The sequence below is a fragment of the Lysinibacillus sp. IITD104 genome, assembly GCF_036698265.2.
Taxonomy (GTDB): domain Bacteria; phylum Bacillota; class Bacilli; order Bacillales_A; family Planococcaceae; genus Lysinibacillus; species Lysinibacillus boronitolerans.
This window is the reverse complement of the sequence record NZ_JBAHYH020000001.1, coordinates 4373753-4400600: the sequence shown is the minus strand read 5'-3', so window position 1 is coordinate 4400600 and position 26848 is coordinate 4373753. Positions and strand designations below refer to the sequence as shown.

At 36.9% G+C, this 26848-nt stretch carries 27 protein-coding genes, 1 tRNA gene and 1 pseudogene; 18 read left to right on the top strand and 11 right to left on the bottom strand.

Features of this window, described 5'->3' with window-relative positions:
• Positions 1 to 261: 261 nt before the first annotated feature.
• From V1L66_RS22255 to V1L66_RS22215, 9 genes and pseudogenes are all read left to right on the top strand, one after another.
• Positions 262 to 1194, top strand: a pseudogene (locus V1L66_RS22255) (S8 family peptidase); the annotation flags it as partial.
• 387 nt (positions 1195 to 1581) lie between these two features.
• Positions 1582 to 2196, top strand: coding sequence for a sigma-70 family RNA polymerase sigma factor (locus V1L66_RS22250; RefSeq protein WP_128568246.1), 615 nt, complete (start codon positions 1582 to 1584; stop codon positions 2194 to 2196).
• Between the two features lie 26 nt (positions 2197 to 2222).
• Positions 2223 to 2384 (top strand): YvrJ family protein, encoded by a 162-nt coding sequence (locus V1L66_RS22245; RefSeq protein WP_016992417.1) that lies wholly within the window; start codon positions 2223 to 2225, stop codon positions 2382 to 2384.
• A gap of 6 nt (positions 2385 to 2390) precedes the next feature.
• Positions 2391 to 2648 (top strand): helix-turn-helix domain-containing protein, encoded by a 258-nt coding sequence (locus V1L66_RS22240; RefSeq protein ID WP_016992416.1) that lies wholly within the window; start codon positions 2391 to 2393, stop codon positions 2646 to 2648.
• A gap of 104 nt (positions 2649 to 2752) precedes the next feature.
• Positions 2753 to 2823: transfer RNA gene (locus V1L66_RS22235), tRNA-Cys, on the top strand.
• Between the two features lie 291 nt (positions 2824 to 3114).
• Entirely contained in the window at positions 3115 to 3360 is a 246-nt protein-coding gene (locus V1L66_RS22230; protein WP_016992415.1) for a glutaredoxin family protein, read from the top strand.
• 751 nt (positions 3361 to 4111) lie between these two features.
• Positions 4112 to 4825: a glycosyltransferase family 2 protein gene (locus V1L66_RS22225; protein ID WP_333006312.1), complete on the top strand. Its 714-nt coding sequence runs from the start codon at positions 4112 to 4114 to the stop codon at positions 4823 to 4825.
• A gap of 84 nt (positions 4826 to 4909) precedes the next feature.
• The gene (locus V1L66_RS22220; RefSeq protein WP_004233098.1) at positions 4910 to 5170 is read left to right on the top strand and encodes a metal-sensitive transcriptional regulator; all 261 of its coding nucleotides are present in this window, start codon (positions 4910 to 4912) and stop codon (positions 5168 to 5170) included.
• A gap of 153 nt (positions 5171 to 5323) precedes the next feature.
• Positions 5324 to 6619: a transglutaminase domain-containing protein gene (locus V1L66_RS22215; protein WP_409072240.1), complete on the top strand. Its 1296-nt coding sequence runs from the start codon at positions 5324 to 5326 to the stop codon at positions 6617 to 6619.
• 20 nt (positions 6620 to 6639) lie between these two features.
• Here V1L66_RS22215 and V1L66_RS22210 read toward each other — a convergent pair whose 3' ends face one another.
• The 7 genes from V1L66_RS22210 to V1L66_RS22180 form a co-directional block, all read right to left on the bottom strand.
• Complete coding sequence (locus tag V1L66_RS22210; protein ID WP_333006314.1) at positions 6640 to 7587, bottom strand: BadF/BadG/BcrA/BcrD ATPase family protein; 948 nt, start codon at positions 7585 to 7587, stop codon at positions 6640 to 6642.
• Positions 7584 to 9098, bottom strand: coding sequence for an argininosuccinate lyase (gene argH / locus V1L66_RS22205; protein ID WP_333006315.1), 1515 nt, complete (start codon positions 9096 to 9098; stop codon positions 7584 to 7586). The genes V1L66_RS22210 and argH overlap by 4 nt, the downstream gene beginning before the upstream one ends.
• A gap of 27 nt (positions 9099 to 9125) precedes the next feature.
• Complete coding sequence (locus V1L66_RS22200) at positions 9126 to 10832, bottom strand: iron ABC transporter permease (RefSeq protein ID WP_036075333.1); 1707 nt, start codon at positions 10830 to 10832, stop codon at positions 9126 to 9128.
• Positions 10833 to 10844: 12 nt separating this feature from the next.
• Positions 10845 to 11915 carry an ABC transporter ATP-binding protein gene (locus V1L66_RS22195; protein ID WP_036075331.1) on the bottom strand — a complete coding sequence of 357 codons (1071 nt, stop codon included), beginning with the start codon at positions 11913 to 11915 and terminating at the stop codon, positions 10845 to 10847.
• 83 nt (positions 11916 to 11998) lie between these two features.
• On the bottom strand, positions 11999 to 13105 hold the full coding sequence (locus V1L66_RS22190) for an extracellular solute-binding protein (protein ID WP_036075329.1): 1107 nt from the start codon (positions 13103 to 13105) through the stop codon (positions 11999 to 12001).
• Positions 13106 to 13303: 198 nt separating this feature from the next.
• Positions 13304 to 14218: a DMT family transporter gene (locus V1L66_RS22185; RefSeq protein ID WP_016992408.1), complete on the bottom strand. Its 915-nt coding sequence runs from the start codon at positions 14216 to 14218 to the stop codon at positions 13304 to 13306.
• A 23-nt stretch (positions 14219 to 14241) separates the two neighbouring features.
• Entirely contained in the window at positions 14242 to 14805 is a 564-nt protein-coding gene (locus V1L66_RS22180) for a GNAT family N-acetyltransferase (protein ID WP_036075326.1), read from the bottom strand.
• A gap of 156 nt (positions 14806 to 14961) precedes the next feature.
• Here V1L66_RS22180 and V1L66_RS22175 point away from each other — a divergent pair, with 156 nt between their 5' ends.
• From V1L66_RS22175 to V1L66_RS22155, 5 genes are all read left to right on the top strand, one after another.
• Positions 14962 to 15909: a carbohydrate kinase gene (locus V1L66_RS22175; RefSeq protein ID WP_016992406.1), complete on the top strand. Its 948-nt coding sequence runs from the start codon at positions 14962 to 14964 to the stop codon at positions 15907 to 15909.
• A gap of 20 nt (positions 15910 to 15929) precedes the next feature.
• Positions 15930 to 16361, top strand: a complete 432-nt coding sequence (locus V1L66_RS22170; RefSeq protein WP_333006316.1) for a dual specificity protein phosphatase family protein — start codon at positions 15930 to 15932, stop codon at positions 16359 to 16361.
• A 117-nt stretch (positions 16362 to 16478) separates the two neighbouring features.
• Positions 16479 to 16682, top strand: a complete 204-nt coding sequence (locus tag V1L66_RS22165; protein WP_016992404.1) for a PLDc N-terminal domain-containing protein — start codon at positions 16479 to 16481, stop codon at positions 16680 to 16682.
• Entirely contained in the window at positions 16679 to 17563 is an 885-nt protein-coding gene (locus V1L66_RS22160; protein ID WP_312124576.1) for an ABC transporter ATP-binding protein, read from the top strand. Before V1L66_RS22165 ends, V1L66_RS22160 begins: the two co-directional genes overlap by 4 nt.
• The gene (locus V1L66_RS22155; RefSeq protein ID WP_312124577.1) at positions 17560 to 18342 is read left to right on the top strand and encodes an ABC transporter permease subunit; all 783 of its coding nucleotides are present in this window, start codon (positions 17560 to 17562) and stop codon (positions 18340 to 18342) included. The genes V1L66_RS22160 and V1L66_RS22155 overlap by 4 nt, the downstream gene beginning before the upstream one ends.
• Before the next feature lie 50 nt (positions 18343 to 18392).
• On the opposite strand, the gene V1L66_RS22150 is transcribed toward V1L66_RS22155, so the two are convergent.
• Positions 18393 to 19046, bottom strand: coding sequence for a GAP family protein (locus V1L66_RS22150; protein ID WP_333006317.1), 654 nt, complete (start codon positions 19044 to 19046; stop codon positions 18393 to 18395).
• Positions 19043 to 19813, bottom strand: a complete 771-nt coding sequence (locus V1L66_RS22145) for a MerR family transcriptional regulator (protein ID WP_409072239.1) — start codon at positions 19811 to 19813, stop codon at positions 19043 to 19045. Before V1L66_RS22145 ends, V1L66_RS22150 begins: the two co-directional genes overlap by 4 nt.
• A 174-nt stretch (positions 19814 to 19987) precedes the next feature.
• Between V1L66_RS22145 and V1L66_RS22140 the strand changes: the two genes are divergently transcribed.
• On the top strand, positions 19988 to 20692 hold the full coding sequence (locus tag V1L66_RS22140; RefSeq protein ID WP_016992401.1) for a CBS domain-containing protein: 705 nt from the start codon (positions 19988 to 19990) through the stop codon (positions 20690 to 20692).
• Positions 20693 to 20717: 25 nt separating this feature from the next.
• Here V1L66_RS22140 and V1L66_RS22135 read toward each other — a convergent pair whose 3' ends face one another.
• A complete protein-coding gene (locus V1L66_RS22135; protein ID WP_016992400.1) occupies positions 20718 to 21437 on the bottom strand; it encodes a DUF421 domain-containing protein in 720 nt (239 codons plus the stop codon).
• Positions 21438 to 21538: 101 nt separating this feature from the next.
• On the opposite strand from V1L66_RS22135, the gene V1L66_RS22130 reads away from it, so the two are divergent.
• Positions 21539 to 22744: an MFS transporter gene (locus V1L66_RS22130; RefSeq protein ID WP_036075309.1), complete on the top strand. Its 1206-nt coding sequence runs from the start codon at positions 21539 to 21541 to the stop codon at positions 22742 to 22744.
• 28 nt (positions 22745 to 22772) lie between these two features.
• Here the strand turns inward: V1L66_RS22130 and V1L66_RS22125 are convergent, their stop codons facing one another.
• A complete protein-coding gene (locus V1L66_RS22125; RefSeq protein WP_333006320.1) occupies positions 22773 to 23459 on the bottom strand; it encodes a histidine kinase in 687 nt (228 codons plus the stop codon).
• 564 nt (positions 23460 to 24023) lie between these two features.
• On the opposite strand from V1L66_RS22125, the gene V1L66_RS22120 reads away from it, so the two are divergent.
• Complete coding sequence (locus tag V1L66_RS22120) at positions 24024 to 26435, top strand: Na+/H+ antiporter subunit A (RefSeq protein ID WP_333006321.1); 2412 nt, start codon at positions 24024 to 24026, stop codon at positions 26433 to 26435.
• A complete protein-coding gene (locus V1L66_RS22115) occupies positions 26425 to 26847 on the top strand; it encodes a Na(+)/H(+) antiporter subunit B (protein WP_016992399.1) in 423 nt (140 codons plus the stop codon). The genes V1L66_RS22120 and V1L66_RS22115 overlap by 11 nt, the downstream gene beginning before the upstream one ends.
• Position 26848: the final 1 nt, after the last annotated feature.

Here is a 26848-nt window from a genome sequence, read left to right as displayed (position 1 = left end):
GTGTACTACCTTATGCCATTATTTAGATTCCAACTCTGTCTGCAAAAGATTATTCCTATTTTATAATTATAGGAAGATCCAGCCTTGGTTAGAAGGTGTGCCAAGTAGCTCCCATATTCTCAAAAATCTATAGATAACATAATAATAGCGCCCCCTAAAAACAGGGGCGCTATTTGACGCTTTCATTTTTTTAGAAAAGGTTGTGATATTTGAAATTGCTTTTTCTATATATCTTATGAATATTAGTGGAGGTGTTAGAGAGTGAGTGATACTCAAGTTAAACTAATATTAGGTTCAAACTCTTTTGATGAAGAGAAACTAAAAGAGAAAGTAACAAATAATATCTCTCTTATTGGAGCAAAGCACTTTTGGGATCAAGGATATAAAGGTAAAGATGTAGTTGTTGCTATATTAGATACTGGTTGTAACTATCATCATATAGACTTAAAGGATCGCATTATTGGTGGGTATAATTTTACAAAAGAATCTAATGGTGACTCTTCTATTTTTGAAGATTTTAATGGTCATGGAACGCATGTAGCTGGAACAATAGCAGCTTCAATTAACGGTATAGGAATCGTAGGAGTAGCGCCTGAAGCTAGTCTACTTATTTTGAAAGTATTAGATTATAAAGGAAGCGGTACGTTAGCTTCATTGGTTAAAGCCATTGATTATGCTATAAATTGGACAGGCCCAAATAATGAAAAAGTAAACGTTCTATCTTTATCGTTAGGCCTATCGTCTTCTAAAGAAAACCTTCATAATGTCATAAAACAAGCTGTATCAAACGATATTGCAGTTGTAGTAGCATCTGGCAATGAAGGTGATGGTGATTTATCCACTGACGAATATTCATATCCAGCTGGGTATGAGGAAGTAATAGCAGTTGGTGCAACGGATAAAAATAATAAAATTGCTAATTTTACTAATACTAATAAAGAGGTAGATATTTATGCACCAGGGGTAGATATTAGATCAACCTATTTAAATAAAGATTATGCAGATTTATCAGGTACTTCTATGGCGGCTCCACATGTAACAGGGGCATTAGCTTTATTGATTAATAAATATAAAAACTTGAAGAAATCAAAGCTTACAGAAGCAGAATTGTTTATGTATTTAATGCAACACACCACCAAAGTACAAATAGGCGATTATGGTGAAACGATCTCTATTCTTAATCTATCAAAAGACATTAGCATAGAAGGTGGTTCTAATGAACCATCTGAAACCCCATTAGATCTATCATTGCTACTTAAATGTTTCTGTGAAGCTCGAAAATCACAAGCATTATTTACACAATCCTTGAACGAAAATTCGACAGAGAATGAACGGAAATTTTTAATATCTTTGATTCAGGAATCCGCTTATACCGCGAGTCATATTAAAAATTTATGTAAATCATTTAAATGATAAAGTTATAATGTTAATATAACTATGGGATGTAAAAAATGGGTTTATTTACAAAAACTTTTTTCAAAAAAGAATGTAAACTCTTTTTTTTTAAATATAAAAGGGAACATATGATCTGTTTGAAGTAAAAAATAGAACATATGTTCCGAGAAAGGGGTGCTTTAATTGTTGGAAAACGAATGGAATGAAGAAAAAATCAGAAAATTTGAAACGGAAAATCCAGAGTTACTAAAAAATGATTTGGTGATTTCTTTTCTCGAAACACCAATTAACAAAGAAATGTATTTGAAAACAATATTAAACCCTACTCCCGAAAATATGAAAGAGTTAGATATATTATTTAAACATTTTTATTTTAAAATTCGCTTTATTTCCCATATATCTACAACACTTAAATTTAATTCTATTAATTACGACAAACGAACGAGGCTTATACAATCAAGATTTTCTACTACTTTAGATGCCCCAATTAATTTTAGTGAAGACCAAGAAACATTTCTCGATTTAATAGCCGACGAACAAGCTGGATACGACCCTTTAGAGGAGGTTGTTATAAACGATGACCTCGATGAACATATAAGCTGTCCAGTATTGTATGATGCATTAAATTCACTTACCAAAAAGCAAAAGGAAATTATTAATTTAGCGTATGCAGAAGGATTAAGTGATACAGAAATTGGACTGATATTAAATAAAACGCAGCAAGCGGTCTCTAAAACTCATAAGAAAGCTTTAGGAAATATGCTAACTTACATTGAAAAACGAAAGAATAATGGAGGTTAAGGATAAATAAAGGGGGTGACTTATTGATGATAATAGAACCATCAGAATGGCTTACGATCATCGGAAATTTTGGATTTCCTATTGCAATAACAATATATCTGTTTATTAGATTCGAAAAGAAAATAGAAAATCTTGAACTAAGTATTAACCAATTATCAGAAGTTATAAAGGATTTAAGAAGGGACTGAAAATAAATGTCACAAGAATTAATTGCCCTTGTAGAAAGATCAAAACATGATGATAAAGCTTTATTAACTATATTAAATTATTTTGAACCTAAATTGAAACATTGTCTTTATCAAACGTCTCCACATCATAGAGAAGATTTACGTCAGGATTTACTTATTAAGCTCATTAATACTATAAGAAAATATGATGTCAATTCTGTTCCTGGGTTTTGGGATATGAAGCAACGCTTTAGTGACAAACAAAATTTAAAAAAATCCAATTGATTACGAAACGGTCAAAAAGATGTGATTAAATCTTTTTGATCGTTTTATTTTTGAAAGGTTGTTATTTTAAGTAGTATTTCTTCTTTAATTAATATATCCTACATGGTGGCATAGCCAAGCGGTAAGGCCAAGGTCTGCAAAACCTTTATCCTCGGTTCAAATCCGAGTGCCACCTTTTGTAACTATTAAGCTTAAACTGAGGCTTTCATTTTATAAACACCTTTATGAGGTTGGTCTGACCCAGAAAAGTTAGACATATTTAGTTAAACAACTTTTTAGACCTGAGTTCGGACTGATATGCTCCCTATTAGGTAGACAGATTAAAAAATAAAATCTGTTTATCTAAGGGGAGTATTTTTTATGGGTCTTTGGTCTTTTAACTTTGGAAAATAAATTTTATAAAATGGTTGTTATTTCGTATTGCTGGGTTTCTTTATTACTTATAACAAGATAAGGGGGATTTTTTATGGAAGTAATAGTATATTCTAGTAACGGTTGTGGATTTTGTACTAAACAAAAGGAATTCTTAAAAGAGAAAGGGATTGTTTTTGAGGAAAGGGAGGTTAATACTAACGAACAATACTTTCAAGAATTCGAAGAATTAGGTGGTTTAGGTGTACCTTTAACGATTGTGAAAGAAGCTGGAGAGACTGTTTCGACAATTATTGGTTTCAATAGGGAAGAACTATCTAAGATCTTAATTCAACAATAAATGCTAGGTGGGTGAGAAATATTCTTGTCCACCTTTCACTAATTACTTACATACCAGAGTTTCCGGGTTTATCCTGTAAGAAAGATCTCATTCGCCAGTGTTTACTGCACTTCCATGACCAACTTATAAAAGAAAACAAAATCGACCAAGGGGCCATTTTGATTGATGGTACTAAAACTGAAACAACAAAAAAGAGTCCGGATGATATTGCTATGCGTAAACAGTTGCGTAGTGAACGAAAAAACAAATGTTATAACAAATGCATGACTGGATGACGTGTAAACAGAAGTACTTTTTTGCTCAGAATGCATTTCTAGCTGATAGGTCTCATATAGAATTTCCTTTAAAACAAAAAGTGCCTTTTGTAAAGATGCTACTGAGATTAAAGTAGCAAGTAAACTAGCATCCTGTAAATTTTAAGTTAATTTTGTAAGGGACTGCTACATTAAGTTCTGACATTGGTCTTCAATAATTATGTTATGCATGACAATAGCCCCCACTTCTTAATATGTCTTCGCTTCATTTCCAATGACTCTATGCTTCTAACCTAGATAAAATGGCACCAAATCTTACAAATCCGCTAAAATACTTCTCCTAAAATCACTTTGTTCATATATCGGAGAAAAATCGATATTATTGATATGTTTTAATGGGATTCATCAGTTGAATTGTTGCTGTTACATGATACTATTTGATATAAGGGAGATTCGTAGCTACGGAGGACCTGTCAGCCTTTAGTTGGGGGATCGAAATGAAAAATATTGCAGCTATTATACCAGCATATAATCCACAACAATCACTCATTACCTATGTACATCAATTATTAGCAACGACTATTACACAAATCATCATTGTCAATGATGGGAGTGATCAAAAATATAAGGATATTTTTGAAAACTTAAATAAAATTGACCGCTGCCAAGTACTACAGCATGATTGCAATATTGGGAAGGGTGGCGCACTTAAGACCGCCTTTGCATATATAAGAGAACAACAAGCCAGGTGCCATGGTATCCTTACAGTTGGGGCACATGGGCAACATACTTTACAAGATGTTAAGCTTGTTTTAACAATGACAAAGGTGTTTTCTGAAGGGATTGTGCTAGGTGTACGTAACTTTCATTCAGCTGATAGTACATTTCTTTCTTACTGGGGAAATCGTGCAACAAGCTTATTTTTTGAGTTACTGTATCACAAGAAATTAATGGATACACAAACAGGTTTGCGCTATATTTCGATAAATGAGTTGCCTTGGCTAATAAAAGTAAAAGGTGAACGTTATGATTATGATACAAATATGTTAATTGCTGCACTTAAAAGAAAGTGTCCAATTTTCGAGGTAGAAATTGGACAATTACGTATAAAGAAGAATTCAATAATCCAATACGATGAAATAACAAACGCTGGTACCATTATTACGAGAATGCTCATGAATTATTTAAAGCCAAGGAATAGTAATGGCTAGGTTTAAATTTAAAATAACGAGCTAGGATAAAGAATAACGATCACTCATTAGAGCGTAGCGAGTATAAGAAAAGGAGCAATGGTTATGGAATATTCAGATCAAGTAAAAAATCGTGTGAAACGGATGGAAGGACAGCTACGTGGCATTTTGAAAATGATGGAGGAGGAAAAAGACTGTAAGGCAGTCATTACACAATTATCAGCAGTACGCTCTGCTGTAGACCGTACAGTTGGGGTTATTGTTAGTACAAACCTATTGGAATGTGTTCAGAATGCTGAAGGGGATGGCGAAAAAATGAATGAAGCCATTCAGGAAGCAGTTAATTTAGTTGTGAAAAGTAGATAAAAGCTATGAATTCGTAACAAAAATATAAAGTAGAGTAATTAAAGACTTTCGGAAATCAACAAACAAATATTAACAAGCGCAAATGGACCCTTAAATGAGTTCTTTGTGCTTTTTTTGTATATAATGTAAAGAAGACGGTTGGAGGTGAGGAGTTTGTGGAAGAAATTAGCTATAATTGCCATTATTATTATTTTTATTGATCCCATTTATACGGCTGGTAAGGCTGCTGTTCAGCAGGTGATCGATTGGACAAATAATGATGAAATAGAAACTATGCTACTTTCAACAAAGGAGAAAATCGTAGATGTTACGGCAAGACTTTCAGATAATGCATCAATTGAAACAGCCCTGCCTATTGAAGATATACATGAAGCGGAGGTAGCCCCTGCAGCTCCACCCATTCAGAAACCTGAAACAAAGTTAGTCGTGACAAATGCCAAGGAAATGGCTGATGCGATGTATGCGTATTATAATAGCTTTTCACCAAAGTTTGAAATTCAATATAAAGGGAATACACAGCGAATTGAACAAATTGTAGAAGAGGCCTATAACAATGCTATCAAACGAGATGACTATGTTTACGGCCATGTAAGTAAGCATTCAATTCGATATGAATATGGGCGAAATAAAGCAACTATTTATGGAGAACAGAGCTATTTAATGACGCCAGAGCAGGCTGCATATGTAGAGATGAATGTTCAAGAAATTATCGCTAAGATCAGTAAAAAATCTATGACGGATGTAGAAAAGGTACGAGCTGTCAATGACTATATTGTTGCCAATACTTCCTATACAGATCAAACGAATTCTAGCCCACACAGCGCCTATACTGTTCTTGCTGAGCATGGAGGAGTATGCCAGGGCTATGCTTTACTTGCTCACTCCATGCTTCAAAAATTGGGTATTGAAACAAAATATATCGTGGGTTATGTAGGTCAAGAGGGACATGCGTGGAATCTCGTCAAACTTGATGGACAGTGGTATCATCTTGATACGACATGGAATGATCCGGTACCCGATCGTAAGGGCGCAATACGCTACCAATACTTTTTAGTAGATGATCGTACAATGGCGAAGGATCACACGTGGATTGCTGAAGACTATCCTAAGGCAACAAGCACAATGTATAGTTATTATCATGATATTGACTTCCCAGCACAAGTTGGTGATCAATTGTTTTATAGTAATATTGCAGATGACAATAAGTTATATGTACTAGATATGAAAACTAGTAAGACGAAGCGTGTCACAAATTCCCGTGCACAATATATCGTGTATTCGGATGGCTGGCTCTACTTTAGTAATTATTCCCGAGGGGCGTATTTAACAAAAATTCGCCCAGATGGTAGTGGCGAAGAGGTACTAAATAGGGAGGATACGAAGGATTTATTTATAAAGGATGGCTATCTCTATTTTACGACAAATGAATTGAAGAGAATGGCACTTTAAAACAAGAAAAGGGCTATGACTTATAAACAGTCATATGCCCTTTTTGTACGTTCAATTAGATAAGTAATAGGCTGATGCTGACAAAGTAAAATGTCCACTTGAGGATACATGAAGGTAATTTGCTCTGTAAAAATCTTTAAAATGAGTGGATTATGCTTGATGGCACCACCATTACAATAAAAAGTAAATGGTCCATTCTGATAGTCAATTTTTTTCAATACAGCGCTTGCTAGAAGGACTAGTTCATGTGCAGCTTGTTGAGATATTTCGATGGCGCAAGCATCTTCTTGCTCGACTGCCTTTGCCACAATGGAGCCCATCTTGGCCAGTTGTGCATTTGTATAGGAAGGGTGGAATAGCCATTCGGCGAGCTCTGTAACATCCTGTATACCTAAAGATTGATAGACAGCTTCCTTTAAGATTGTTGGTTTACCACGACCATCCTCCATTTTAAATATAGCTCTTACTACCTCCTGCCCTAACCAATATCCACTTCCCTCATCGCCAGCCCGATGTCCCCAGCCCCCTGCACGTACAATTTGTTGTCCATCATAGGCATAGGCAATAGCTCCTGTTCCAGCAATGAGCAGAGCACCTGCCTGTCCAGCAGTCACACCTAAGAGTGTGGCCTCTGCATCATTTTCAATAATCAATGTATCGACTTGTAGCTGTGTGGTCTGAAGAGCGTTTTGAACAATGGCCACTACTGCTGTATGATCCTTCGGCGAATCAATTCCAGCTAATGCAAAGGTAGCTACAGCAATTTGAGAATTAGGATACTTTTGCAAAAATGTTTCAACATTTGCTAAAAGCTCTTGTAATATTGCTGTAGCTGATTCAACACCAATGGCTTGATAATTAGAGCCTTTAGCGGATGTAGAATATTCAACGTCACCAGATTCAGCATGAACAACTGCACATGCTGTTTTTGTCGCCCCACCATCAATAATTAATAACCATTGCTTCATTGATTCCATTCCTCTAGAAAGGCGGCTAGTTCTTTTTCTGCTTCCATAATGGAACTTTCCTTTAAGCGAATCCACTCATAAAAATCATGTGCATTCAGTTTGGAGCGTTCAAGAGCAGCTTTCATAGTGGCTGGAGCGGGACCACCTAGTAATGTTCGCACACCAACAAAAGATTCTGGTTTTAATGTCTTATAGAAATCCTCTTCCGAAATAATTAATTCCTTACCCGTGATCAATTTCGATTGTGTATTTGCAAGTCCCCATGTAAGACTAGCTAATGATTCTTCTCCGTGAGCAAGCAGAACTTTAATACATTTACTAACAATACTATGTGCTTGACGGAATGAAATACCCTCTGAACGGACTAATGTATCAGCGAGCTCAGTGACATTTGCAAAGCTATTTTCAGCGCGATTTTTCAACTTCTTCTTATTGACATCCATTGTGACAACAAGCGAACCAAACAACTTATAAATGCCAATTAAGCGGTCAATGGCACGCCATAAATAAGGCTGCATATCATCCTCGGTGTCTACGATATCTCCAAACGGTGTATTATGTACCATCTGTAATACTGTACTTGCATCTCCTACAACCGCAGATAGTAATGAGCGTGTATGTTCTATAGAAACAGGATTACGCTTTTGAGGCATAATAGAGCTTATTTGCACATATGGACTTGCGAGTGTAAACGCATTAAACTCCTGAGTAGCCCATAATAAAAAGTCTTGAGAAGTTCGGCCAAGATTGAGTGCAGCAAGCTGTACAATACTTGCAGCCTCAGCTATATAATCTGCGCCTGCAACTGCATCCCATGCATTTTCGATAATATCATCAAAGGCTAGTAGGTCACGCATACGCTCTCTACTAATATTAAAGCCTGTCGTTGTTAAGGCGGCGGCTCCCATACTGCTACGATTGACTGTTTTATAGACATGTTTCATGCGTTCAAAATCACGCTCTAGTTGGTCGATGACAGCCTTTAAATAATGGGCGAAGGTTGTAGGTTGTGCCTGCTGTGTATGTGTGTAGCCAATCATAATGGTATCGATATGTTCCTCTGCAGCAGCGATTAAATCATCGCGTAATGTAAGTAATTCGCGCATTAATAATAATAGTTTTTTTCTTAATGTCATTCGATAAATGGCGATACCCATATCATTTCGGCTTCTGCCAATGTGAAGATTTCCAGCAATATCACCAGCAAGCTCTATTAATTTATTTTCAATGCGGAAAAATAAATCCTCATATTGGGGACTGTAATCCTCTAAACGATAATAATTTAAGTCTATTTTTTTTAGAGCGATCCCAATTTGCTTTGCTTCATCTTTTTTTACAAGTCCTTGTTCTTCTAACATTTTTAAATGAGCAATATTGATTTGTAGCATGATTGTTAAAAAATTTTTCTTCGCCTCATCATAAGCTGGCTGTAAAACGATTTTTCGATAGATGTTAGATGGGAATATCATCCCATCTTCCTGCTGTGTTTTGTTGCGAAAATCTTCAAACATTGTCATGGCCCCCTAATAGATTGGCAGCTAGATGGCTGTACCAGCACTGCCTTTTGATAGTTTTTCAGAAATAATAAGGACAACTAAAATTAAACAAATTTGTAAGACACCATAAGCACAGGCGGTCCCAAATTTAAATGCATATAATTTTTGGAATATCGCTACAGACAATGGAATAGTGGATGTACTGTAAATTAGAATGGATGCAACAAATTCACCAAAGCTTTGCACGAGGGCTAAGAGTGTCCCTGCTAAAATCCCGGTGAATGTTAAAGGCACGACAATACGTCTAAATGTATACCACCAATTGGCCCCTAAGCCACGTGATGCCTCTTCAATCGATTGATCTAGCTGTACAAGAGAGGCGGATGTTGATCGAAAAACAAGTGGTAAATGTCGAATAAAGTAGGCTAATGGCAAAATCCAAAATGTTCCGATCAATACTTGATTAAAACTAAAGATACTTTCTGTACTAAAGGCAGCAATTAAATTAACAGCAACAACTGTTCCTGGCAAAGCCCAGGGTACCATTATCAAAATGTCGAGCAAGGTTTTCCCTTTAAAATTTAAGCGCACCATAGCATAAGCAGCCGCGACACCAAAGATGATATTACCCAGTGTTGCAATGACACCCATTTGAATGGAGTTCCAAATTGGTCGCCATGTGCGTTCATCCGTAAAAAGGGCAATATAATGATCGATTGTATAGTCGGTCGGGAGAATTTGCGTTTTCCAAGCGCCATCCACAGAAAAGGAGATCAATATCAACACTAAAATAGGCAGTATCAATATTAATGTGCCAGCAAAAGAGGCAATTGTTGCTAGAATCTTTACTTTTTTTGAGGATACCTCTGAACGATGAACGCTAATGCCCTTACTCAGGTTTTGATAATTTCGGCGATTTTGATACCAACGCATAATGATTAAAAAAGTGATAGATACAAAGGATAATATCATCGACTGTGTTGCAGCCATCTCAAGATTCCCATTTGTCCGTGATAAATAAATTTGCATCGTCATAGTGCGCTCCACACCAAACATCAAAGGTGCAGTATAAGAAGCCATAGAAATCATAAACACCAATAAGGATGAGGCAACAATAGAAGGTGTGAGCATTGGTAAAATAACCTTTGTCCATACGCGAATACGCCCCGCCCCCAGACTAGTAGCTGCCTCTTCAAGAGCAGGATCAAGGCCCTTAATTGCAGCAGAGGCTGTTAAATAGAAGTACGTATACATTGTGAATGTATGAACGACGATGACTCCCCATATTCCCTTCAAGGCAAAAGGCACGTGATCCAACCCAAATAGATGCTGAAAAATTCGTGGGAAAATCCCGCTATCTCCATATAAAAATGAAAAGGACAGCACACCCACTAAAGGAGGAAGTGCCATTGGAACCAAAACTAAAACAGACAATATGCGTCTCCCAGGGAAATTATAGCGTTCTAGTAAAAAGGCCATTGTTACCCCGACAAGTGCACAGCAAATAACACTGACAAATGAAATATAAATACTGGTCCACAAAGCTTCTAAATTTGCTGGACTAGCGATATCAAAAAATTTCTTATAATGAAAGAATGCTTCATCACCTGCAAAGCTTTGGATGAAGGTTTGATAGAAGGGATAAACCACATAGGCGAACAACACTAAAAATAATGGCGAAATTAAAACATAGACAAACCAATTGGCATGAAATATTCGCGTCCACGCACTTACAGACTGTTTCTCCATATTGGCTTCCTCCTATTCCCCTAAAAAATACAGTGAATCTTGTGCCATATGGATTGTAATATCTTCACCGATCTTTTTGATTTGGTCATAAGAATTAATAAGCATTACTTTAAGTGAGAACGCTGTAAAATCTACAATGTAATTAACGCTAATACCTGTAAACTCAACAAATGTAATTTTTCCTGATAATGTGTTTTCCCCAGTACCAAGTTGAATCGATTCTGGACGAATAGAAATAAATACTTTGTCTCCAATCATATGCGTTAAAGAGGGAGAGCTTTGTTGCTTTCGCCCAGTTAAAATATGTCCATTTACTGTTCGTACTTGTACATTTTCCCCTTTAATAGCTTGGATTGAACCTTCAATTAAATTAGTTTCACCAATAAAATTTGCCACAAAACGATCTTTGGGCTGATGATAAATTTCTTGAGGAGTCCCAACTTGTTTAATATTTCCATCCTCCATGACCATAATTCGATCAGACATGGACATGGCCTCCATTTGATCATGTGTAACGTAAATGGTTGTGACTCCCAGCTCAGATTGGATGCGTTTGATTTCAATACGTGTTTCCTCACGCAATTTTGCATCTAGATTCGAAAGAGGTTCATCTAGCAGTAAAATATCTGGCTCTATCACGAGTGCTCTAGCTAAAGCAACCCGCTGCTGCTGCCCACCAGATAGCTCATTTATTTTTCTGTTGCCGTAAGCAGCAAGATGCACTTGTCCTCTAATTCGATCAACCCTGTGTTGAATCTCAGCCTTTGAAAATTTTCGAACCTGTAAACCAAATGCAATATTCTCATCAACCGTCATATGGGGGAAAAGGGCATAGTTTTGAAATACCATGCCGATATTACGCTTATTGGGCTGAAGTCGAGTGACATCTCGATCATCGAAAAGAATTTTGCCTTTAGTAGGGTAATAAAAGCCTGCAAGCATCCTTAAAGTGGTTGTTTTGCCACAGCCGCTAGGACCGAGAAAGGTAAAAAATTCACCAGCTTTTATTTCAAGATTTAAATCTTTCACGCCATACACTTGACCAAATTGCTTCGAGACATTTTCGATTCTGACACTTCTCAATCATAAACTCCTCTCCAACAAAGAATCTAGATGATACAGGAAGGTAAAAATTCGCTACATAAGCCGAATTTTTACCCGTTCTACTATTTACCTCGCCCTTTAATATTGTTATCCCAGTATTCCATCCATTCAGCTTCTTTGTCAGACATTAGCTGCCAATCAATATCGAAAGTCTTTAAATCTAATTCTTGATACCATTCTGGCATGGAGGCTTTATCGATATCAGAACGTGTAGGAATTTGATAATAATCATTAGCTAATTGTGTTACCATCTCTTTTTCAAATAAAAACTCTACAAATAGTTTCGCATTTTCTAGATTTTTCGCATTGTTTACAACTGCTACACCATCTACTAAAATAGGGGCTCCACTTTTTGGATAAATATAATCAAAGGGATAATCTGTCGTATATTTTTTTAACAAAATATCTTGCAGATTCCATAGAGAGACACTGCCTTCTTGACGTGTTAGCTTTAAATACAAAGCATTTGGGTCTTGTGTGTACTCCTTTGTATTGGCATCTAATTGTAGTAACCATTCATAGCCTTTATCAGGTGAATCGGCACCTTGTCGTACAATCATCGAAGAATAAATCGTACGCATTGTGCCTGACGCAAGTACACCTCTGATTAAAATTTGATCCTTCCATTTAGGATCTAATAAGTCATCCCAGTCCTGTGGACCAGTTTCTTTTGTTAGTAAATCACTATTAATCATAATTACTTCTGGTAACAGCATCTCGCCGAACCATCGTCCTTCTAAATCTTTGTGTGCGCCATCAATTGAGTCAATAAAGCTCGGCTGCCAAGCATGTAATAAGTCTTCATTTGCACCAACAATGAGAGCTGATTGCGTTCCGCCCCACCAAAAATCTGCTTGAGGATTGGCTTTCTCTCCACGAAGACGTTCTAAAATTTGTTGAGCACCCATCGTTAGAAATTCTACTTCAATGTCTGGATATTTTTCATTAAACTGATCGATCACATTTTGCACCATTTCTTCGTCACGCCCAGTGTAAATTACTAGCTTGCCTGAAGGCGACGATGCTACTACTTCTGTTTTTTTACCATCAGATGCCTCGTCGTTATTTGCTGCATCATTTGTGGATTTTTGCTGATCTTTGCCGTTACAAGCAGTTAAAACAAAAAGCATTAACATAAGGAAAAAACCAAGAATATAGGCTTTTTTCATCAACTTCCCCTTTCTTAAAGTAAGTTACTTGCATATTGCAGTATAATACCGAAGGGGAATATTAATGTTAGAATTATTAAAAAATTACATTTGCATTCATCATAACGAAGTGCATACTGGTAAGCAATGGCATTTTAATAAAGTTCAAAAAAACTCCTTAAAAAGGAATCCTTCCATTTTTAAGGAGTTTTTGTCGTTTTATGAATGTGCTTCTGATAGGCTATCTTTTTGTTGACGCTGTGCAACAATGGTTGGCAGCATCATGCCAGCAATCACCAGAACAATCCCGATAATTTGTACGAAAGTTAAAGGTTCATGCAATACAATAACAGAAACAGTAACGGCCACTGGTAATTCGATGGCGCTTAAAATAGAAGCAAGCGCACCACCGATTTTAGGAATAGCAATCGAAAATAGATAAATCGGTAAAATGATACCGAAGAGACCTAGTGCTAGTCCATATTTCCACAGGCCTTGCAGGAATAGTTTGCCGTTCCAAATAACCTCAGGGCTTAGGAAAATACTGATCATAATAAGGGCTACAGAGGAAACGATTAATACCCTTGATGTGGTAGTAACACCCTCTACAGGTCGAGAATTAAATTGAATAAAACATGCAAAAGTAACGGCTGCTGTAAAACCAAATAGCCACCCTTGAATAGGGATGTCACTTAAATCTACATTTAATACACCAGCAGCTAGAATCGTTCCTATAAATAAGATGACGATTGAAATTACTTCAGGCCTACTTGGTAATCTTTTATGGAGGGCACAATCAATTAGTAAACCAATCCATGTAAATTGGAATAACATGACAACTGCAAGAGAAGCAGGAAGATACTTCAAAGATTCTCCGTACACGATACCTGTCGTCCCAGTAAAAATTCCCGCACATATTAAAATAAGTAAGCCCTTCTTGGACGGTCTTGGTAATTTTCTGTCTGTAAAAATAAAGATCGATATTACGAGTATAAAGCCAATAATATACTGGCTTGATACAGCCTCCGCTGATGTAAAGCCATGCTGCATAGCTACTTTCACAATAGTCGACAAGATCCCGTAACTACTAGATGCAATGACAATCAAAAGAGGGTAAAGCAAATTGTTTTTCATATATTAGTTATTCACTTCACTTCCTAAAACTGTTTAACCATATGGTAAAAAGGCTCATCAATTATTGACCAAGGCTCTGTAATAACAAAGCCTAGTCTTTCATAAAGACGGCGAGCATCTTCTTTTTGGGTTTCGACATTTAATGATAATTTTGTATAGCCACGCTGCTTTGTCAGCTCTTCAGCAAATTGTAAAAGCAATGTTCCGATTCCTTTACCACGTGCAGCTGGTGCAACGCAAACTGTATCAATGTAAGCCTCATCTTCATGTGCTTCTCGATCAATAACAACGGATGGTGCATTTTTTGCATCAAGCCATTTAACAAGGTTAGCATCCATGTGAACGGCTTGTGCGCCGTGATAATAAACGAGAATTCCTAAAATCTGTTCATTTTCAGTAGCGACAAAAGTATTTAAATAAGAATGTCGATTGTCTTCTCGTTGAAAAAGAACAGTCAGTTCTTGCATAACAGCCTCCGCTGAATGCTCGCCAGTTAAGCGATTAGCAATATCGCCAATGGCATCGATAATTAGAGGCACAACGGCATGGGCATCCTGTGGTTGCGCTTGTCGAATTGTAATACTCATTTTGATAATCCCTACCTTTCTATAGGCAAGTATAACAAAGATAGGGGATGACTCAAGCTATCCATCCCCTTATGAATAAATGCCAAAAGTAAAAACCTTTATAGAATGACAATTTTCGTGTTAATCTATAATGACTAGACTTTCAGGAGGACTATCATGACAAAGCAAGAGAAGGATTTTATATTAGTCTATGGAGATGCTTTTATTGACTATATTGCTGATGATGTAACAAACACATCTTTTACTAAATATATGGGTGGCGCAACGGTCAATGTTGCAGCGGGTATTAGCCGCATTGGTGCGCCTTCAGCGTTGATTACAATTACAGGGGATGACGAGGGCTCGCAATTTGTACGAGATGGGCTTGCCCAAGAGGGTGTAAAACTGGATTATGCCGTATTTGATCCAGCAAAACGTGTGAGTGGTGTATATGTGCATCTAACAGAAGCATGTGAACGAATTTTTAAGGATTACGTTGATGAAACACCCGATTTACAAGTTGAACCATCACAGCTAAATGAAGCAGCCTTTAAGCATGCATCTGCTTTAACGGTGTGTTCAGGCACGATGTTCCATCCAACAGCCCTTGCTACAACACGAGCAGCAGTAGAAATGGCTAAGGACAAGGGGGCAATTATTGCAATGGATGCAAATATTCGCCCATTACGTTGGAGCAGTGAAGAAATTTGTCGAGAAACGATTACATCATTTTTCGAGGATGTCGATATTTTAAAGGTGACGGATGATGAGTTATTCTTCCTGACAGAGACAAGTAGCTTAGAAGAAGGGATCGAGCAATTAAATAGCTATTTGGTGCCTATTATTTTAATCACCGTAGGAGAGAATGGTACTTATGCCGTTCTTAATGGTGAGGTTATCCATGTACCGACTGAGAAAGTAGTGCCTGTGGATACTACAGGTGCGGGAGATGCATTTATGGCAGGTGTCCTACGTGATGTCCATTACAATGGTTTACCTACAACAAAAGAAGAACTAGTGCGTTGTACAAGCTTTGGCAACAAATTAGGCGCTTTTGCCGCAACAAAAGCAGGTGCTTTAACGGCACTACCATATTATGAGGATATTAAGCATTTACTAAAATAAACATGTGAGGCGTGGAGAATATGGGGAAAGACTACGATGTTTTAGTAAAGGATCAACTGTTCTTTGGCGGTGCAAAAGATGCAGAGGCTGCATTTACACAAGAATCCGTTGATGTTGTGATAGATGTTCGTGTTCAAGGGCTATCCCCTCAAGACCAGGAGACAGTTCCTTATTCTTATAAACATATGCCTATAGCAGATGAAGATAGTGAGGTAGCATCATCCATCCAACGAGTTGCGCAAGAAGTTGCTATGGCCTATGAGACAGGGCAGAAAGTATATGTTCACTGTGGAAGTGGTGGGGGACGTGCAGGCGTTGCAGCTACCGCTATATTAATGGAGTTGGGAATGGCTGAATCATTAGAGGCAGCAGAGGCAGCTGTCAAAAAAGCTCGTCCAGAGGTAACAATACGCCCTAAAATGGAAGATGCTCTGCAAAAACTTTATAAGTAATAGAGAAGATGTACTCATTGAGGTACATCTTTTTTTAGGTATAGGAGATATTTTGTTCTATACATATTAGAACAAAGTTGTTATAGTTAGTGTATAACAAATAATGAGGTGATCTGTATGATGGAGGAATTAGCAAAAGTTCCATGGGCAGTTATAGCACCGCTCATCATCGTTCAAATTATTTTGATGATCGTAGCACTTATTGATTTACGTAAAATTCATGCAACAAACGGGCCTAAAATTCTTTGGGTATTTATCATTATCTTTGCTAATCTATTAGGGTCAATTGCGTACTTTATAGTGGGGAGAAAGCAGTCATGACAACTTTACTTCAAGTTACAGGTTTGACCAAGCAATTTGCACAGCACAAAGTTGTAGATGATATTCATTTCAACTTGGAGGAAAAAACTTCTACAGCTTTAATCGGTCCAAATGGAGCTGGCAAGACAACCACTTTATCTATGTTAACGGGGCTCTTAAGACCGACTGTTGGAAGTGTAAAGATGCTAGGTAATGATTTACGTGCGAATATAGGTTTTTTACCGCAATATCCACAGTTTCATCCTTGGCTAACTGCGCTAGAGTTTACAGAAATGGCTGCAAAGCTGAATGGTGTAGCAGCCAAAAAGGCTAAATTAGAAGCACAAAAAACCCTAGAATTCGTAGGGTTGGGGACCGCCCAACATAAAAAAATTGGCTCTTTTTCTGGTGGGATGAAGCAACGACTTGGTATTTCCCAAGCAATAGTGCATAAGCCTAAATTACTGCTATTAGACGAACCTGTTTCAGCATTAGATCCAGTTGGCCGTAGAGAAGTACTTGATTTATTAAAAGGACTACAGCAAGAGACGACTATTTTATACTCAACTCATATCTTAAATGATGCTGAAGAAATGACAGACCAACTATTATTCTTGCAAAATGGAAAACTCGTAGAACAGGGAACATTACGTGAGGTAAGGCAACGTTTTGATAAGCAAAATTATGTCATTGAGTTTAGTAGTGAAGAAGAGGCTAAGCTTTTTGCAAATCCATCTAATCATGTAATCGGTTGTTATGTCTATATTGAGATAGTGAATGAGGAGCCAACGATGAAGAAGTTGCTTCAACGATTAAGTGAATGTCCGTATACAATTAGAAAGGTAGAGCGACAGACAGCATCTTTGGAAGAAATTTTCATGAAGGTGGCGAAAAAGGCATGAGAGGATTCAATGTACTTCTGCAAAAGGAATTTAGAGAAGCGTGGCGGAGTTGGAAGTTTCTATGGATTCCTCTTGTGTTTGCTCTGCTTGGAATGAGTGATCCACTAACAAACTATTATATGATGGATATTTTAAATGCTGTTGGGAATGTACCAGAGGGCTTCGAAATGTTGATGCCAGAATTAATGCCACTTGATTTAATTCAAGCTTCTATCGGGCAGTTTCAAACGATAGGCTTATTGGTGATGATGGCTTCGTTTGTAGGAGCTATTAGTAAAGAACGTGCTAATGGTATGGCCACATTATTATATGCTCGGCCCATTTCATTTGCCGCATATTTTTTAAGTAAATTTGTTGTTATGAGCACCATTTGTTTTGTTAGTATTTTAGCTGGGTTTGCTGCAAGTGTCTATTATACAAGTATTCTATACGGAACGTTGGATATTGGTGCACTGTTAGTAAGCTTTTCTACGTACTATATTTGGTTGCTATTTGTGATAGCTGTTACATTAATGATGAGTGCCAGTTTTAAAACAGTTATTGCTACTACATGTGCATTTACAGTGATTTTTGTTGGGCAAATCATCGATATGATTATAGGAATCTTTTGGACGATATCACCCTGGAAGCTAGCAAGCTACGGAATTGCAAAATTTCGAGGAACAATAGAGATGTCAGATTACTGGTGGAGCTTAATAATTACGCTAGCATTGACAATTATCTGCATCGGCATTGGTATCGTGATGATGAAAAGAAATGCGTCTATGATAAAAATTTGAAGAGAAAACGGTAAAAACCAACTTATAATGGATTTTTACCGTTTTTTGTTTTAAATCATCCCACCATTTATAAGTAAAATCAATCCCACAAAGAACATAACCCAAGAAAGGGTTGAACTTGTTCTTTGATCAAAAAGCGTTTGAATTTTTCTTAAAGGCTTATTCATAAATCGGCGGAATAATAAATGGAAGCACAAAAGAATAATTCCTGGTGCAATCATTATCAAATTGTAACCAGCTAATATTGGTAACCATTCATAAAACTCTATTTGATTACTCGTTAAAATACCTATTGCTGCGAAATAAGGAAGAGCGGTTGCAACTTCTAAAATAGAAGTTGTGAAACCTAAAGCTACCATAGAGCTCACATGTAAAGATTTTGGTTTAGGTGCTCCATTTGTCTTTCTCTTTGGTACTAACCAACTGCCAATAAATAAAGCTGCCCCCACAATGGTCATGATAAATCGAGCTGAGTAGCTATCTAGCAAATTAGAAATTGGGTTGAATATGACCCCTAGACCTAACATTAAAAAAATCCCAGTACTAAAGTAAAACAAGGCTACAGTCATTAAATAGGTTAATAAAAGGCGGATTTGCTGTTTTTTAGCCACAAGCAATACATAGACGGATACCCCAATAATAGAAGGACTAAACATGTCTAACAATGCTAAGGCACCAATCACTAGCAATATTTCTATGTTCATGGTTGTGACCTTCCTAACACCTGTTTTTTTGTTTCATAAACATGAAAAGCCCGCTCTATAAAGTGTAGAAATTCTTCCTCTAAAGGATATAAACCCATTTGTTCAGATTTGTGTGCGGATTTTCTTATTGTCCACATCTTCTCTAAAAACTCATCATTTCCGTTATATTCTATTTCAGTCTTTTCCATCATTCGTTTGATAATAATCTGCACAGAATCAGCTTCAGGGCTTTCCTTATGAAGCTGCTTTAACTGACCTAATAAACCAATCCATTCTAAAGAATTAGGATCATTTTGATTTAAATTGGGTAATTTCTGAAAAAGCTCCATTTCGGCAGCTACAAAAATCTGTTGGCGGAAGGCTTGCTTATTATCTCGTTCTTGATTGGAAAGCTTAATGTATTTTTGGATAAGGGACTCTGTTAGCCCACCTTCGATAGACGAGGCATTTTTTAATCCAAGGATGGCGTTCTTCATCTGCTGTAGTTTCTTTTGTTCTTCTGCTAGAAAAGCTAACTGATGGTCTAAACTTGCTTCCCAATTCCACGAGTTATTGATAAGTGTCTGAATTTCCTTCAACTTGAAGCCCAATGCCTTTAAAAAAACAATTTGTTGTAACATTTTGAGCTCATTCTCACCATAAATTCTGTGTCCCCCCTCGGTCTTTGCTACTGGAAGTAACAAGCCGATCTCCTCGTAATAACGCAATGTTCGAACAGAAATGCCAGTTTGTTTTGATACATTGTGAATCGTAAGCAACGTAATCACTCCTCCTCTCTGTTAATGACATTATATTAAATGACGTAACGTCACTTTCAAGCGGAATTGTAAAACTACTTTCTTGGAATCTCTATAAATTAGGAATATAATGGGTGTGTAACTCGAAATTTGTCAAATAACTCGGAAAATATATAGACTACTATAGAAAGAGGGGACATGAAATTGGGAACTGAGAATTCCGATCGTTTCCTGACAGCGTTTAATCGAATAGATCATAGACTACGAGATATTGTAGGTGCTAAGGATTTTATGCCTTTTTATCGGCTGATTGATCAAGCAAAGAAAAAGGATGTCTTGGTGAAGAAATATGAAGATGATCTCCGCTCATATGCAGACTTACGAAATGCGATTGTGCATCATCGTACATCATTACATTATGTGATTGCAGAGCCACATACTGATGTTGTAGAACGAATTGAATACATAGATGCTACCCTTGCTAAGCCGACGCTTGTAGGGCAAATGTTCCGTAAAAGAGTATTGATTTTTCAAGAAAATGATTCTTTAAAACATGTTTTAAAAGTGATACGTCAGCGCAAATATACACAATTTCCTGTTTATTATAATAAGCAGTTTAAGGGGCTAATCACAACAGTAGGAATCACAAATTGGCTTGCGTCAAAGATGGGTGGGGATCATCTACCGAAAAGAATTCCAACCCTGCATGATATCTTATTGCATGAGAAAAATAGCGTGAATTACAAATTTGTCAGTAGATCTATATCCATCTATGAGGCTGAGGAAATATTTAAACAAGGAGTCGAAAGAGGGAGACGCTTTGAGGCATTATTAATAACGGAGCATGGTCAACCACATCAAAAATTACTCGGTATTATTACACCATTAGATATTGTCAAAATTGATTGATAAAAAAACGAGACTAGACAAGCAATTAAGGGCTTGAATGTCTCGCTTTATCTTTTAAGCTGATGTACAAGGAACCATTTGTTTGGACTTGAGCAAAATAAACTTCTTCTACAGACTGCACATTTTGCTTTTTCAATTTCTTCATTACCCAGTCTTCTGTCAGCTCAAGTTCAACAATATTTTCGGTAATAAGTTGACCATCAGAAATAACTTCGGTAGGAAGATAGGTAGGTGGTGTTACATCTGCTTTAACATCCTGCTTTGTAGCCACTTGTTCGGAGGTTTTTTGTAGCACACTGAGTTTCCCATTCGTTTCTAGTAAGGCATACTCAACGTCCTGTACGGAGAAAATAGCTTGTTCACGAAGCATCATTGTAAGCTCATCTAGATGAAGACGATTTTTTTGTAGTGCTGATTCTAATATAAGACCCTTTTGAATCACAATCGTTGGCTTATCATCAATGAGAACGCGGGCCTTTTTAGATTTAATCGTAATAACGGTCATTAAATACGTTAAAGCACTCCACCAAACGAGGGAAATCATACCATCCAAAAAGGGTGTTTCTTCCTGAGAGGCAATTTCTGAAGCGATCGACCCAAATGTAATACCTGTAATGTAATGGAAAAACGTTAACTGGCCTAATTGTTTTTTACCTAGTAGACGTGCCAGAATTAGTAAGGCAAAAAACGAAAGTGTTGTTCGTAGAATCATTTCCCAAAAGTGAGCATGAATAAAGCTTTCCATGCATATATCAACTCCTTTTACAGCTGTCGAATTATAGCTTGTGCAAAATGGTCGATAGTATGCGACAATCATGTGTAAATAAAAAAGAGTGAGGTGGCAACATGAATAAACAATTAAACGTAACAAACCCAATCTATCCAATTATGATTGCTATCGGTGTTGCTCACCTTATTAATGATACGATGCAAGCTGTTATCCCGGCGATGTTTCCGATATTTAAGAGTGAGTTAGGATTGACCTTTACACAAATTGGGCTGATTTCTTTCGTATTAAACATATTTGCTTCTGCATTACAGCCTGCTGTAGGCTTTATCAGTGATAAAAAACCAATGCCCTATGCTTTACCCATCGGTATGATTAGTTCGTTTATAGGGATTGCCATTATAGCATTCACAACGCAGTATTGGATTATTATTATTGCGGTATTATTTATAGGCTTTGGGTCAGCTATCTTTCACCCTGAGGGATCGAGAGTTTCCTTTATGGCAGCTGGATCTAAACGAGGTCTTGCGCAGTCTATTTATCAAGTGGGGGGAAATTCAGGGCAAGCACTTGCACCATTAATTAGTGCTTACATCTTTGATATTCTTGGGCAACGTGGGGCTGCGATCATATTAGTCATTGCAACATTTGGTATCATTTTATTAAGTAAAATTGCTACATGGTATAAAAAACAGTTGGAGCAGGAGCGTACCACTAAGAAAAAGAGAGTACTCGTCTCAACATTGCCTCCATTAACAAAGAAACAAGTTGGAATTGCATTAACTTTATTATTTACAATTATTTTTGCACGATCATTTTATACAACAAATATAACGAGCTTTTATGTGTTTTATTTGATGGATCACTATGATGTCAGCCTGCGACTAGGGCAAATATTAATATTCACCTTCATGGCATTTGGTGTAGTAGGTACCTTTTTTGGAGGTTCTTTATCAGACCGTATTGGTAGGAAAAATGTCATTATTCTTTCTGTAGTAGGCCCTATGCCATTTTGTTTAGCATTGCCATATGTACCATTATGGGCCGCTATGCTATTTTTAGTTATTATCGGTACGTTGATTATGATTAGCTTCTCCGTAACGGTGGTCTATGCGCAAGAGTTAGTCCCAACAAAAATTGGCACAATGGCTGGTTTAACTACGGGCTTTGCATTTGGTATGGGCGCAATAGGGGCAATGGTTATCGGCGTTTTAATGGATCATAAAGGCATTGATTTTACAATGATTGTCGTTTCATTATTACCTTTATTATTACTAGTTGCCTTCTTCTTACCGAAGGATAAACCTGCTTCAGCTGCTGTCTAATAAAAAAAACGCGTAGATACGCGTTTTTTTATTGTCTTAATGGAGCTAAAAATTCTGCTGGTAGTTTCTCCTGATCAATTACATAGCCCTCTGAAATATGAACTTCATGCATTTTATCGTTGTAAGTAAATTTAAAGATGCCGTTGTCAAAATCTGTGCCAATTTCTTTGAAGAATATACCTTCAATCGATACATACTTAGGACATGTAAATGCTACTTTAAAGTTCTCCTGTTCTTTAATTAAGTAAGCACGTACTCCTTTTTCATAGGTTTCTTTTGCATCATCGTCTGTTGGGCGTTGAACAGCTACAATATGAAAATCAACAAAAGGAACTTCTTTTAACAGTACGTTTAGGAACGAACCTTTCGTGATTTCCTCCCAACGGCTTTGTGCGCTTTGCCCAACGATAATTTGCGAAATACTATAATTCTTTGCGACCTCTGCAATAACTTTTTGTATGGGGCGTTTTTCATTATCTTGCAAAATAAATTTTTCAACCTCAAGCTCATCTGATAACTTTTTCCATTGCTCTATATAACTAGATTTTTCTGCGTCAAATGCATCAAGGGGTTGCGAATCGACTGAAAGAATATAGAGTGGGCAATCAAGCATTGTGGCCATCTTATGACCACGACGAATCAAACGTTCGCCATTTAAGCCGTAGTAAACACAAACTAATATACTTTCATCCAAACGCCCTTTTACATGCTTCATAAAAAATGTACACCTCTTATCTGTTGGTATTTTGTTAATTTCACTGTTGATTATGAAAAAATTATCCTAAAACAGCTAAAATCAATGCTGTTACAGTGCATTATGCTCATTTATATTGTATACTTAAAAATGTATAAAAGTTAACGAAAATATATTGGAAAACCCTTGAAGGATTAAGCTTAAATCAATAATTTGAGATTATTTAATTTATGCATTCTGTGCATCTATGTTAATTTGCTTTCATATGCCACACTATTATGCAGTGAGTTAAATAGATAGTCAAGTGTCTTCATTGTACTGATATTAACTGAGTTATAACTGTATAAATTATCTGATTTTCCACAAGTTATTTAGGCTTGCATCGGGTTAGAAGTGACTAAATAACTAAAATAACCATTTTTATAAACAATTAGGCACTTTGATACCCCACCACATTCCATTAAAAAATTTCAAGAATACATCTAATATGTTACTTAGCTTGAACAAATTTCTAAAGTCTTAGCACTTTACATGTCAATCACCACAAAAATTTGCTAGATGATTTTGATAGTAGGAGGTTTTCATTTGGTCACAGTTCTCATTGCGATACTTTTGCCATTTGTTTGTGCTGCTCTAATTCCATTGCTTTACAGGCGACTAAGGCGTGTCACACATCTTGGCTGGTTTGTTTTATCTGTTCCATTCATTTTGTTTCTTTTACTTGCTCGCTATATTCCTCAATTAGCCGAGGGTAAAACGTTTATTCATACATATGAGTGGATTCCCTCTTTTAATATAAATTTCACCACTTACCTAGATGGACTCAGTATGATTTTTGGTCTGCTGATTACAGGTGTAGGTAGTTTGGTCATTTTATATTCTATTTTTTATTTATCAACGAAAGAATCTCTTCATCATTTTTACTGCTATTTATTACTATTCATGGGCGCTATGCTTGGCGTTGTTTTTTCAGATAACCTAATGGTATTATACACATTTTGGGAATTAACGAGTGTGTCATCATTCCTATTAATCGCATTTTGGCATCATAGAAAGGCATCTCGGGCAGGGGCCAAAAAAGCGATGATGATTACAGTCTTTGGCGGACTATCAATGCTTGCGGGTTTCTTAATGCTCTATGTAGCTTCTCATACATTTAGTATTCGTGAAATTGTAGCCAATGTAGAGGTTATACGAGATCATGCCTTATTTACCCCAGCGCTTATTCTAATTTTACTAGGAGCTTTTACAAAATCGGCACAATTTCCATTCCACATTTGGTTGCCTGATGCTATGGAGGCCCCAACACCTGTTAGTGCTTACTTACATTCCGCAACAATGGTAAAGGCAGGCATTTATTTAGTTGCTCGTTTTTCACCCGTTTTTGGTGGAGAGGCAGTGTGGTTCTGGCTAGTTAGTGTTATCGGCCTAGTTACATTATTCTGGGGCTCATTTAATGCTGTCCGTCAGACGGATTTAAAAGCATTATTAGCCTTTTCAACAGTGAGTCAGCTTGGTTTAATAATGAGCCTCTTTGGTCTTGGGTCTGTTGGTCATTATTATGGCTATGAGAAAAACTCAATTCTATACACCCAAGCAAGCTTTGCGGCATTATTTCACCTTGTGAATCATTCGACCTTTAAAGGTGCTTTATTCATGATGGTTGGAATTGTCGATCATGAAGTAGGTACTCGTGATATTCGTCGTCTAGGTGGCTTAATGTCTTTTATGCCTATCACTTTTACAATCGCAGTGATTGGTAGCTTCTCAATGGCAGGATTACCACCATTTAATGGCTTTTTAAGTAAGGAAATGTTTTTTGCAGCAGTATTAGCTATTCGCGATGTAGAAGCATTTTCTATTGCTGATATAGGGTTATTTTTCCCAATCGTAGCATGGGTGGCAAGTATTTTTACCTTTGTCTATAGTTTGATTTTAATTAGTCGTACATTTTTGGGTAAACTACAGCCAGAGAAGATTGATAAAAAACCACACGAAGCTCCACTTGGCATGTTACTATCACCGATTATTTTATGCTTGTTGGTAGTTGGTATCTTTTTCTTCCCTAATGTATTAGGTCACTATATTTTAGAGCCTGCAATGGCAAGTATTTATCCTACATTCCCAACTACAAGTGAGCTAACACCACATATTCATGCATGGCATGGCGTCAATGCAGAGTTATTGATGACAGTAGGTGTCATTATTATTGGAATTATCTTATTTAAAACATTAAAAAGCTGGAAGCCCCTTTATCGTCTATTTTCACAAAAGTATACGTTTAATACGTATTACAATCGAATGATAGAGATGAGTGAAAATGGCTCACAGAAGCTTACAAATAAATATATGACAGGTAATTTAACACATTATTTTGTCTATATATATGTATTTTTTGTTGCACTTATAGCTGGTTATTTTGTTTGGTCAGATGCCATGACCTTTAATTTTGACAAAGATTCCGCTATAGAATCCTACGAGTTAATTCTTGTATTTGTTATGATCTTTGCAGCTGTTTGGATGATTTTTGCAAAGGGTCGAGTGACAGCCATGTTGCTAAATGGTGTATTAGGCTATTCTATTGCCTTCTTCTTTGTTATTTTCCGTGCGCCAGATTTAGCTTTAACACAATTAGTTGTTGAATCGGTTACAACAGCTTTATTCCTTTTATGTTTCAAATATTTACCAGATTTAATGCCAGAGGTACCACGTAAAAGGGTTCAATGGTCAAAAGCATTGATTTCTATTTTTGTTGGTGCAACTGTAACAATTGTTGGCTTAGCAGTAGTACACTATGATCGCTTTGAACCAGTGTCTACTTACTTCAATGATGCTTATGAATTGGCTGGCGGTTCCAACATCGTTAATACAATACTAGGGGATTTCCGTGCTTTTGATACGATGCTTGAGGTTGTTGTTCTTCTAATTGCTGGCTTAGGGGTCTATGCTCTGACAAAGCTTAAGCCACGAAAGGAGGAAGCAGATCATGAAAATTAATGATGTGATTTTAAGGACCATCACCAAGGTTGTCGTTTTCATTATTTTAACACTCGGTGTGTATTTGTTCTTTGCTGGGCATCACGCTCCTGGTGGTGGCTTTATAGGTGGTCTGGTGTTGGCCTCGGGTGTTGTCTTATTATATCTAGCCTACGATATAGAAACTGTGCATAAGGGGATGCCTTTCGACTTTAAAAAAGTTGCAGCTCTTGGTGTATTGCTTGCAACTGGAACTGCAATAGGCTCGTTGTTTTTCGATGTGCCATTTTTAACACAAGCACATACGTATATAGATGCTCCTATTTTTGGGAAAATGGGCTTTTCAACTGTCACTATCTTTGAAGCGGGTGTTGCTTTAACGGTGGTGGGGGTTGTTGTAACAATTATTTTAAGTATAAGTGAGGATGAGTAGC